Here is a 12,404-nt window from a genome sequence, read left to right on the forward strand (position 1 = left end):
CCCTCGCGCAGGCCCATGTCCACGGTGTCGCCGTCGACTGGGAGGCGTTCTTCGCGGGCACGGGTGCGCGCCGGGTCGATCTGCCGACGTACGCGTTCCAGCGGCAGCGGTTCTGGCCGAGTGTGGCGGCGTTCGTCGCCGGTGACCCGGAGTCGATCGGTCTGGGCGATGCCGGGCACCCGCTGCTCGGCGCCGCCGTGGCTCTCGCCGACTCGGAGGGTGTGCTGCTCGCCGGCCGGCTGTCGCTCGACACGCACCGCTGGCTCGTCGACCACACCATCCACGGCAGCGTCCTGCTGCCCGGCACCGCCTTCGTGGACCTCGCCGTGCGCGCCGGTGACCAGGTCGGCTGCGACGTGGTGGAGGAGCTGACGCTGGAGGCGCCGCTCGTCCTTCCCGAGCGTGGCGGCGTGCAGCTCCAGCTGGTGGTCGAGGCGCCGGACGGTGCCGGACGGCGGTCGTTCGCGGTGTACTCGCGCCCTCAGGGCGCGGTCGCGGAGGAGCCGTGGGCCCGCCACGGGTCCGGTGTCCTCGCTGTCGGCGCGCGGCCCGAGTCCGAGCAGGGCTTCGGCGAGCCGGCCGCCTGGCCGCCGGCCGACGCCATACCCGTCGACGTCGACGGGCTCTACGCGGAGCTGGCCGGCGACGGCATGGCCTACGGGCCGCTGTTCCAGGGCCTGAAGGCGGCCTGGCGCCGCGGGGATGAGCTGTTCACCGAGGTCGTGCTCCCGGAGGACGGTCGCGGTGACGCGGCCCGGTTCGGGCTGCACCCGGCCCTGCTCGACGCCGGCCTGCACGCCATCGGACACGGCGAGCACACGGACCAGGACGGTCCGGGCGCCCTGCTGCCCTTCTCCTGGGCCGGCGTCTCCCTCTACGCGGTGGGCGCCTCCGCCCTCCGGATGCGCCTGACCCCGGCGTCGTCGGAAGACCCGCACACGCTGGCCCTGCTGGTCGCCGACGAGACCGGACGCCCGGTGGCGGCCGTCGAGTCGCTGACGCTGCGCCCGGCCTCTGCGGCCCAGGTCCAGGGGACCGGTGCCGGCCACCTCGACTCGCTGTTCCGCGTGGAGTGGGCGGCCCTGCCCGCCGCGGCCGCCCCTGCGGCTGCCGACCTCCGGTGGGCCGTGCTCGGCCGCGACGAGATCGGCCTGGCCGGTACGGGTGCCCAGGTAACCGAGTACGAGGACGCCGACGCCCTCGGCGCGGCACTCACCGACGGCGAACGGACTCCGGACGCGGTGTTCGTCCTTCCGGCCGCCGCCGACGCGCGGACGGGCGACACCGTGGAAGCCGTCCACGCCGCGGTGAACGCGACGCTGGCGGCGGTTCAGGAATGGCTGGCCGACGAGCGGTTCGCGGCCACCCGTCTGGTGTGGCTGACGTCGGGTGCGGTGGCCGTCGAGACCGGCGCGGGCGTGCCGGATCTGGCGGGCAGTGCGGTGCGCGGCCTGCTGCGCTCCGCCCAGTCGGAGAACCCCGGCCAGCTGGTCATGATCGACCTGGACCCGGAGCAGGCGTCGCCGGGGACGCTTCCCGCCGCGCTGGCGACCGGGGAGCCGGAGCTCGCCATCCGGGGTGGCGTGCTGAGCGCCGCACGCCTGGTGCGCGTGCCGTCCTCGGAGAGCGCGGCCGAGTCCTCGGCCGTGGTGCTGGGCGATCCGTCCGGGACTGTGCTGGTCACGGGTGCGACGGGTGGTCTGGGCCGGCTGTTCGCCCGGCATCTGGTGACGGCTTACGGGGTGCGGCGGCTGCTGCTCACCAGCCGGCGCGGTACGGCCGCGGCGGGTGCGGTCGAACTGGTCGCGGAGCTTGAGCAGTTGGGTGCACACGTCGGCCTCGTCGCGTGTGACGTGTCGGACCGGAATGCGCTGGCCGGGCTGCTGGCGTCCGTGCCGGCCGAGCACCCGCTGACCGCCGTGGTCCACACGGCGGGTGTCCTGGACGACGGCGTTCTGGCGTCGCTGACTCCGGAGCGGGTGGCGGCCGTGCTGCGTCCGAAGGTGGACGCCGCCTGGAACCTCCACGAACTGACCCGTGAGCTCGACCTGTCGGCGTTCGTCCTCTTCTCCGGAGCCGCCGCCACCTTCGGCGCCGCCGGCCAGGCGAACTACGCCGCCGCGAACGCGTTCCTGGAGGGCCTGGCCGAACTGCGCCGCGCCGAGGGCTTGCCGGCGACCTCGCTCGCCTGGGGCCTGTGGGCCCCGCAGGCCGGCCATGCTGCCGACGGCGGCGGCATGGCCGCGACCCTCGACGACGCCAACCTGCGCCGCCTCGCCCGGGAGGGCGTGGCCGCCCTCACCGCCGACGAGGGCCTCGCGCTCTTCGACACGGCGATGACGGTGGACGCGGCGGTGCTGCTGCCGATGCACCTCGACGTCGCCGTGCTGCGCGCCCAGGCCGTGTCCGCGGGCTCCACCCCGGCGCTGCTGCGGGCCCTGGTACGCGTCCCGGCGCGCCGCACCGTCGAGCGGCGCAGCGGTGGCGGCACGGATACGGGCTCGCCGCTGGTGGCCCGCCTCACGGGTCTGCCGGTCGCCGAGCAGGAGGGTGTGCTGCTGGACCTGGTGTGCGGCCGGGTCGCGGCCGTCCTGGGCCACTCCGGTGCCGACGCGGTCGACGCCGAGCGTGCCTTCCGGGACCTCGGCTTCGACTCCCTCACCGCCGTCGAACTGCGCAACGTTCTGAAGTCGGAGACGGGCCTGCGCCTGCCCCCGACCCTGATCTTCGACTACCCGACCCCTGCCGCCCTGGCCCGGCACCTGCTGGCCGAGCTCGGCGTGGACGGGGGGTCCGGTGACCACGAGGGCTCGGCGCAGGGTGCGCGTACACCGGTACGGACCGCCGCGGCGGTCATGGACGACCCGATCGTGATCGTCGGCATGGGCTGCCGCTTCCCCGGTGGGGTTCGTACGCCCGAGGACCTGTGGCAGCTCGTTGCCGCCGGAGGCGACGGCATCACCGCCTTCCCGGCCGACCGCGGCTGGGACGTGGAGGCCTTGTACCACCCGGACCCGGACCACGTGGGGACCTCGTACACCCGCGAGGGCGGCTTCCTGCTCGACGCGGCCGAGTTCGATGCGTCGTTCTTCGGGATCTCGCCGCGCGAGGCCCTCGCGATGGACCCGCAGCAGCGGCTGCTGCTGGAGACCTCCTGGGAGGCGTTCGAGCGGGCCGGCATCGACCCGGCGACCATGCGGGGCAGCCGTACCGGTGTCTTCGCGGGCGTCATGTACCACGACTACGCGACCGGCTACGGGAACGGCGAGGAACTCCCCGAGGGCGTCGAGGGCTACCTCGGCACCGGCAATTCCGGCAGCATCGCCTCCGGCCGCGTCTCTTACGCCTTCGGTCTGGAAGGCCCGGCGGTCACGGTCGACACGGCGTGCTCGTCGTCGCTCGTCGCCCTGCACTGGGCGATCCAGGCGCTGCGCAACGGCGAGTGCGACATGGCGCTCGCCGGCGGCGTGGCCATCATGGCCACGCCCGAGACCTTCGTCGACTTCAGCCGTCAGCGCGGCCTCTCGGCCGACGGCCGCTGCAAGTCGTTCGCGGAGGGTGCGGACGGCACCGGTTGGGCCGAGGGTGCCGGCATGCTGCTCGTGGAGCGGCAGTCGGACGCCGTACGCAACGGGCACCCCATCCTGGCCGTGGTCCGCGGTTCGGCGGTCAACCAGGACGGTGCGAGCAACGGGCTCACCGCCCCCAACGGGCCGTCGCAGCAGCGGGTGATCCGCGAGGCCCTGGCCGTGGCCGGTCTGGGGTCGGCGGACGTGGATGCGGTGGAGGCGCACGGTACGGGTACCCGGCTGGGTGACCCGATCGAGGCGCAGGCGCTGTTGGCCACCTACGGTCAGGACCGGCCGGATGGCCGGCCGCTGCTGCTGGGTTCGATCAAGTCGAACATCGGGCACACGCAGGCCGCGGCCGGTGTGGCCGGCGTGATCAAGATGATCATGGCGATGCGGCACGGAGTACTGCCGCAGACCCTGCACGTCGATGCCCCGTCGAGCCGGATCGAGTGGGAGGCGGGCGATGTCGAGCTGCTGACGGAGTCGGTGGACTGGCCGGAGACGGGCCGTCCGCGCCGGGCGGGTGTCTCGTCCTTCGGCATCAGCGGCACGAACGCGCACGCGATCATCGAGCAGCCGCCGGCCCTGGAACCGGCAACGGCGCCCCGGGCGGACTCGGCGCTGCCGGTCGTCCCCTGGGTGCTCACGGGCAAGGGCGAGCAGGCGCTCCAGGCGCAGGCACGGCGGCTCCAGGACTTCGTCCTCTCCGCGCCGGACGCCCGTCCGGTCGACATCGCCTGGTCGCTGACGGCGGGCCGGGCCCGGTTCGAGGACCGTGCAGCGGTCGTGGCCGCGGACCGTGCGGGTCTGCTGGCCGGTCTCGCCGCTCTGGCGGAGGGCCACTCGGCGGCGGGTGTGGTGACGGGCTCGCCGGCCGGCGGGAAGGTCGCCTTCCTGTTCACCGGGCAGGGCAGCCAGCGCCTCGGTATGGGGCGTGAGCTGTACGACTTCTTCCCGGTGTTCGCGGACGCGCTGGACGCGGTGTGCGAGCGTCTCGAACCCCTCCTCGAACTGCCGCTGAAGGACGTCCTGTTCGGGGCGGACAAGGAACTCCTGGACCGCACCGCGTACACCCAGCCCGCACTGTTCGCTGTCGAGGTGGCGCTGTTCCGGCTCGTGGAGAGCTGGGGTCTGCGGCCCGACTTCCTGGCGGGCCACTCCATCGGCGAGATCGCTGCCGCCCATGTGGCGGGCGTGCTGTCGCTGGACGACGCGTGCACGCTGGTCGCGGCGCGCGGGCGGCTGATGCAGGCGCTCCCGGCCGGCGGCGCCATGATCGCGGTGCAGGCGTCGGAGGACGAGGTCCTGCCGCTGCTCACCGACGGCGTGAGCATCGCCGCGGTCAACGGCCCGCAGTCGGTGGTCGTCGCCGGCGACGAGGACGCCGCCGTCGCGATCGCCGAGTCGTTCGCCGGTCGCAAGACCAAGCGGCTGACGGTCAGCCACGCGTTCCACTCGCCGCACATGGACGGCATGCTCGACGACTTCCGCCAGGTGGTGGCCGGGCTGTCCTTCGCCGCCCCGCGGATCCCGGTCGTATCGAACCTGACCGGTGCCCTCGTCACCGACGAGATGGCCTCCGCCGAGTTCTGGGTGCGGCACGTCCGCGAGGCCGTCCGCTTCCTCGACGGCATGCGGGTCCTGGAGGACGCGGGGGTCACCACGTACCTGGAACTCGGCCCGGGCGGTGTGCTCTCGGCCATCGGCCAGGAGTGCGTCACCCGCGAGGACGCCGCCTTCGCACCTGCCCTGCGCAACGGCCGCCCCGAGGCCGACACCGTCGTGGCCTCGCTGGCCCAGCTCCACGCGCGCGGCGTCGAGGTGAACTGGACGGCGTTCTACGCCGGTTCGGGCGCACGGCAGGTGGAGCTGCCGACGTACGCCTTCCAGCGGCAGCGCTACTGGCTGCCGATGGCGGGCGGCGGCACGCGGATCGGCACCGCCGACGAGCTGGACTCCCGGTTCTGGGACGCCGTCGAGCGCGAGGACCTGGAGTCGCTCGCCGCCACCCTGGACATGGCCGACGAGAACACCTGGAGCACGGTCCTGCCGGCGCTCCCGGCCCTGTCCGCCTGGCGCCGTGGCCTGCGGACCCGGTCCGAGGTGGACCGCTGGCGCTACCGGGTGTCGTGGAAGCCACTGGCCGACAGCACCTCCGGGGTGCGGCCGTCCGGTTCCTGGCTGGTCGTGACGCCCGCCGCCGCGGGCGTGGACGGCAGCGCCGTCGCGGGCGCCCTGGCCGGGCGCGGTGCCGAGGTCCGGCAGCTGGTCGTCGAGGCCGGTGCGGACCGCGCCGCGCTGGCCGGGCTGCTGGCCGAGGGCGGGGCCGAGGGCGTCGCCGGTGTGGTCTCCCTCCTCGCCCTGGACGAGGCCGCCGGAGTCCTTCCGACCGCCGGCCTGGTCCAGGCGTTGGGTGATGCCGGGGTCGAGGCGCCGCTGTGGTGCCTGACCCGCGGTGCGGTCAGCGTGGGCCGTTCGGACCGCCTCGTCTCGGCGGTGCAGGCCCAGACGTGGGGCCTGGGCCGGGTGGCAGCCCTGGAACTGCCCGGACGCTGGGGCGGTCTGGTCGACCTGCCCGAGACCTGGGACGAGCGCACCATGGCCCGCCTGGCGGGCGTACTGGGCGGCAGCACCGGCGAGGACCAGGTCGCCGTACGGTCCTCCGGTGTCTTCGGACGCCGACTGGTCCGTGCCTCCGGCGGCCGGGCCGACCGGGCCTGGGCCCCGTCCGGGACGGTCCTGGTCACCGGTGGTACGGGTGCCCTCGGTGGGCGCGTGGCCCGCTGGCTGGCCGGTGCGGGTGCCGAGCACCTCGTCCTGACCAGCCGCCGGGGGCCGGATGCTCCGGGCGCCGCCGAGCTGGCGGCCGAGCTGGCGGAGATGGGTGTGGAGGTGTCGGTCGTGGCGTGTGACGCCGCCGACCGGGACGCCCTGCGTGCGCTGCTGGCGGCCGAAGCCGAGACCCTGACGGCGGTCGTCCACACCGCCGGTGTGCTGGACGACGGTGTCCTGGACGCCCTGACGCCGGAGCGGTTCGAGACCGTACTGCGGGCCAAGGTCGACTCGGCCCGCAACCTGCACGAGCTGACCGTCGAGCTGGGCATCGAGCTCTCCGCCTTCGTGCTCTTCTCCTCGATGAGCGGTATGACTGGCGCGGCCGGCCAGGCCAACTACGCCGCCGCCAACGCGCACCTGGACGCCCTCGCCGAGCAGCGCCGGGCCGCCGGGCTCGCCGCGACCTCCCTGGCGTGGGGTCCGTGGGCCGAGGGCGGCATGGCCGCCGACGAGGCGCTGGACGCGCGGATGCGGCGCGAGGGGCTGCCGCCCATGGCGCCGGAGACGGCCATGGCCGTGCTGCGGCAGAGCGTCGCATCGCCCGCCGACGCGGCTCTGCTGGTCGCCGACGTGGACTGGGAGCGCTTCGGCCCCGCGTTCACCGTCGTCCGTCCCAGCGCACTCTTCGCCGAACTGGTGGAAACCCGGCCCGCCGGGCCCGCCGGTCCTGCCGAGGCCGTCGGCGGTTCGCCGGTCGAGCGGTTCGCCGGTCTCGGTGCGGCCGAGCTGGAGCGGGAGCTGCTCGGTCTGGTCCGGGCGCAGGTCGCCGCGGTGCTGGGCCATGACGGTTCGGAGGCGGTCGGTGCGGACCGTGCGTTCAAGGAGCTCGGGTTCGACTCGCTGACCGCGGTCGAGCTGCGCAACCGGCTCGGTGCGGCGACCGGTGTGAGCCTGCCGGCGACGCTGATCTTCGACTACCCGTCGGCATCGGCCCTGACGGCGTTCCTGCGGGACGAGCTGCTGGGCACGCAGGCGGAGATCGCCGGTCCGGTGGCGGTGGCCGCGGCCGCGGCCGTCGATGACGATCCGATCGCGATCGTGGCGATGAGCTGCCGTTTCCCGGGCGGTGTCCGGACTCCGGAGGATCTGTGGCAGCTGCTCGCGTCCGGTGGTGACGCCATCGGTGAGTTCCCGGCCGACCGTGGCTGGGACCTGGAGCGGCTCTACAGCCCGGACCCGGACCAGCAGGGCACGTTCTACGCCCGTGAGGGCGGCTTCCTCTACGACGTCGCGGACTTCGACGCCGACTTCTTCGGTATCTCGCCGCGTGAGGCCCTGGCCATGGACCCGCAGCAGCGTCTGCTGCTGGAGACGACGTGGGAGGCGTTCGAGCGGGCCGGTATCGACCCGGCGAGCGTCCGCGGCACCCAGGCAGGCGTGTTCGTCGGCACCAACGGCCAGGACTACGGGACCATGCTCGACTCCGTCCCGGACGGCATCGAGGGCTTCCTCGGCACCGGCAACGCGGCCAGCGTGGTCTCCGGCCGACTCTCCTACGCCTTCGGGCTGGAAGGCCCGGCCGTCACCGTCGACACCGCCTGCTCGGCCTCGCTGGTCGCCCTGCACTGGGCGATCCAGGCCCTGCGCAACGGCGAATGCTCCCTGGCCCTGGCCGGCGGTGTGACGGTGATGTCCTCGCCGGGCGCGTACATCGACTTCAGCCGTCAGCGCGGTCTCGCCGCGGACGGTCGCATCAAGGCCTTCGCCGCGGACGCCGACGGCACCGGCTGGGGCGAGGGCGTGGGCATGCTGCTCGTCGAGCGGCTGTCGGACGCCCGGCGCAACGGCCACCCGGTCCTCGCACTCGTCCGCGGCTCGGCGATCAACCAGGACGGTGCCAGCAACGGCCTTACCGCCCCGAACGGCCCCTCGCAGCAGCGTGTGATCCGCGCGGCCCTCGCGAACGCCGGGCTGTCGGCCACTGAGGTCGACGCCGTCGAGGCCCATGGCACGGGTACCCGTCTCGGCGACCCGATCGAGGCGCAGGCCCTGCTGGCGACGTACGGCCAGGCCCGCCCGGCGGACCAGCCGCTCCACCTCGGCTCGATCAAGTCCAACATCGGGCACACGCAGGCCGCGGCCGGTGTCGCCGGTGTCATGAAGATGGTCCTGGCCATGGAGCACGGGGTGCTGCCGCAGACCCTGCACGTGGACGAGCCCACCCCGCACGTCGACTGGGCGGCGGGCGACATCGAGCTGCTGACCGAGCAGCGGGCGTGGCCGGAGACCGGCCGCCCGCGCCGGGCCGGCATCTCCTCGTTCGGCTTCAGCGGCACCAACGCCCACACCATCATCGAGCAGGCACCGGCAGCCGACGACGTCACACCGGCCGAGCTTCCGCAGCAGCGGCACGGCGCCCTGCCCTGGGTGCTGTCCGCCAAGACCGACACCGCCCTGCAGGTCCAGGCCGAGCGCCTCGCGGCCCGGATCGCCGCGGACGAGACCCTCGAACCCGCGGACGTGGCCTACTCCCTGGCCACCTCCCGGTCGGCCCTCGAACACCGGGCCGTCGTCGTCGCGGAGGAGCGCGCGGAGTTCCTGGCCGCCCTCAAGGCCCTGGCGGCCGGCGAGCAGACGGCCGGGCTCGTGACCGGCCGGGTGTCCGCAGGCGCCTCGGCGTTCCTGTTCACCGGGCAGGGCAGCCAGCGCCTCGGCATGGGCCGCGAGCTGTACGACGCCCACCCGGCGTTCGCCGACGCGCTGGACGCGGTCTGCGCCCGCATGGACGCCCACCTCGAACTGTCCCTGAAGGGCGTCCTGTTCGGGGCCGACGCCGGCCTGCTGGACCGGACGGAGTACACGCAGCCGGCGCTCTTCGCGATCGAGGTGGCGCTGTTCCGGCTCGTCGAGAGCCGGGGCCTGCGCCCCGACTACCTCGCCGGTCACTCGATCGGTGAGATCGCCGCCGCGCACGTCGCCGGGGTCCTGTCCCTGGACGACGCCTGCACCCTGGTCGCGGCCCGCGGCCGCCTGATGCAGGCCCTGCCCGCCGGCGGCGCGATGATCGCCGTCCAGGCCTCGGAGGACGAGGTCCTGCCGCTGCTGACCGACGCCGACCGGGTGAGCATCGCCGCGGTCAACGGCCCGCAGGCCGTCGTCATCGCCGGCGACGAGGACGCGGCCGTCGCCATCGCGGAGGCCTTCGAGGCGCAGGGCCGCAAGACCAAGCGGCTCACCGTCAGCCACGCCTTCCACTCGCCGCACATGGACGGCATGCTGGCCGGCTTCCGCAAGGTCGTCGAGGCGCTGTCCTTCGACGCGCCGCGCATCCCGGTCGTGTCCAACGTGACCGGCGCCCTCGTCACCGACGAGATGGCCTCGGCCGACTTCTGGGTCCGGCACGTCCGGGACGCCGTCCGCTTCCTCGACGGCATCCGCGCCCTGGAAGCCGCCGGCGTCACCACGTACGTCGAACTCGGCCCCGACGGGACCCTGTCCGCGCTCGCCCAGGACTGCGTCACGGAGCAGGCCGTCTTCGTGCCCGTGCTCCGCAAGGGCCGCGACGAGACCGGCACCCTGGTCACCGCGCTCGCCCGGGCGCACGTCCAGGGCGTGGCCGTCGACTGGTCGGCGCACTTCTCCGGCACCGGCGCCCGCCGCGTCGACCTGCCCACCTACGCCTTCCAGCGCAGGCGGTACTGGCTGGAGGAAGCCCCCCGCACCTCGGCGGCAACGCCCGCGGCCACGGCCGGCGGTGCGGCGGACGCGGCCTTCTGGGAGGCCGTCGACAACGCCGACCCCGCCGCCCTCACCGCCACCCTCGACATCGACACCGAGCAGCCGCTGAGCGCCCTGCTGCCCGCCCTGTCCGCCTGGCGGCGGCAGCGCACCGAGCAGTCGGTCGTCGACGGCTGGCGCTACGAGGTGACCTGGAAGCCGCTCGGCGACCCGGACGCGGCCGTCCGGCCCGCCGGTACCTGGCTGCTCGTCACCGCCACCGCCACCGTCACCGGAGCAGAGCCTGCGGCCCTGCCCGGGATCGCGGAAGCGCTGCGGGCCCAGGGCGTGGACGTACGTGAGGTCGTCCTCGACACCGCCACGACCGACCGGGCCGACGTCGCCGACCGGATCCGCACGGCACTCGCCGGGAACCGGGCCGACGGCGTGCTCTCCCTGCTGGCGCTCGCCGAGGCCCCGCACCCGGCCCACCCCGCGGCGCCCGCCGGACTGCTGCTGACCGGGGCGCTCGTCCATGCCCTCGGCGACGCGGACGTCGACGCACCCCTGTGGTGCGTCACCTCCGGTGCCGTGGCGACCGGACCCGCCGACCGGGTCCGCAGCGCCGCACAGGCCGGGCTCTGGGGCTTCGGCCGGGTGGTCGCCCTGGAGCACCCCGAGCGCTGGGGCGGCCTGGTGGACCTGCCCGCCGGGGTGGACGGACGCGCCCTCGACCGGCTGCTCGCCGTACTCGGCGGCGCCGGGCAGGGGCAGGCCCACGGTCACGGGTACGAGGACCAGCTCGCCGTACGCTCCGCCGGGCTCCTCGCCCGCCGCATCGGCCACGCCGCCGCCCCGGCGGCAGCCGGCAGCGGCGCCGGCGCGGACCGTGCTCCCTGGCGGCCCCGCGGCACCGTCCTCATCACCGGCGGCACGGGCGCGCTCGGCGCGCACGTCGCCCGCTGGCTCGCGGCCCACGGCGCCGAGCACCTGGTGCTCGCCGGCCGGCGCGGGCCGCAGGCACCGGGCGCGGAGGCCCTGGTCGCGGAACTGTCGCAGCTCGGCGCCCGGGCCACGGCCGTCGCCTGCGACGTGACCGACCGGCAGGCCGTCGGCGACCTGCTCACCGCTCTCCGCGACGACACCGGCGCCCCCGCCCTCACGGCGGTCTTCCACACCGCGGGCGTCGGCCGGCTCGCGCCGCTCGCCGAGACCGGACCGGAGGAGACCGCCGCGGTCCTCGCCGCCAAGGTCGCCGGCGCCGAACTCCTCGACGTACTGCTCGGCGACACGGAGCTGGACGCCTTCGTCCTCTTCTCCTCCATCGCCGGCATCTGGGGCAGCGGTGGGCAGGCCGCCTACGCGGCGGCCAACGCCCACCTCGACGCCCTGGCGCAGCAGCGCCGGGACCGAGGGCTGGCGGCCACCGCCGTGGCCTGGGGGCCCTGGGGCGGAGGCGGTCTCGTCGCCGACGACGAGGCGGTCGGGCAGTTGCGCCGCCGCGGCCTGCCGGTGATGGCCCCCGAACTGGCCGTCACCGCCCTCCAGCAGGCGCTCGACGCGGGCGACACCACCGTCACCGTCGCCGACGTCGACTGGGACCTGTTCGTCCCGGCGTTCACCGCGTCCCGGCCGCGCCCGCTGATCGCCGAACTCCCCGAGGTACGCCGCGTCCTCGACGCGGAGCAGCACACCGGCTCCGGCACCGCCGGCGGTGGCGACGGTGCGGCCGGGGACGCGGACCGGCTGGCGGCCGAGCTGCGCGGCATGAGCACCGACGAGGCCGAACGGACCCTGCTCGGCCTGGTCCGTACGCACGTCGCCGCGGTCCTCGGGCACGACGGGGCCGCCGCGGTCGAGGCGGGCCGGGCCTTCAAGGACCTCGGCTTCGACTCCCTCACCGCGGTCGAACTGCGCACCCGCCTCGGCTCCGCCACCGGACTGCGGCTGCCCGCCGGCCTCGTCTTCGACCACCCCACGCCCGCCGCCCTGGCAGCGCACATCCGAGCCGAACTCCTCGGCGAGGACACGGCGCCCGCACTGCCGGCGCTCGCGGAGATCGACAAGCTGGAGTTCGCCCTCGCCTCGGTCCCCGAGGACGACGCCGCCGAACGCGCCCGCGTCACGGCCCGGCTCGAAGCGCTCCTGGCCAACTGGAACAAGGCCGAACGCGCCGCCCGGGCCGCCCTGGAGGACGAGGAAACAGCCATCGAATCGGCGTCCGCCGAGGACCTCTTCGACATCATCAACAACGAATTCGGAAAATCCTGACCTTTGATGCCCGATCCGATGCCCCACGCCAATCCCGCATGCATTCCGCATTTCTCCAGGAGGTGACGT

At 74.7% G+C, this 12,404-nt stretch carries 1 protein-coding gene (running past one end of the window); it reads left to right on the forward strand.

Features of this window, described 5'->3' with window-relative positions; all coding sequences use genetic code 11:
• Positions 1–12,335, forward strand: the 3' end of a protein-coding gene (locus AC067U_RS19010; protein ID WP_478830881.1) for a type I polyketide synthase. 22,297 nt of this gene lie to the left of the window's left edge; 12,335 of the gene's 34,632 nt are visible here — the last part of the coding sequence; its start codon lies off the left edge, out of view; its stop codon occupies positions 12,333–12,335.
• The last annotated feature ends 69 nt before the right edge of the window (positions 12,336–12,404 follow it).

This window comes from Streptomyces sp. NPDC043853, assembly GCF_056436025.1.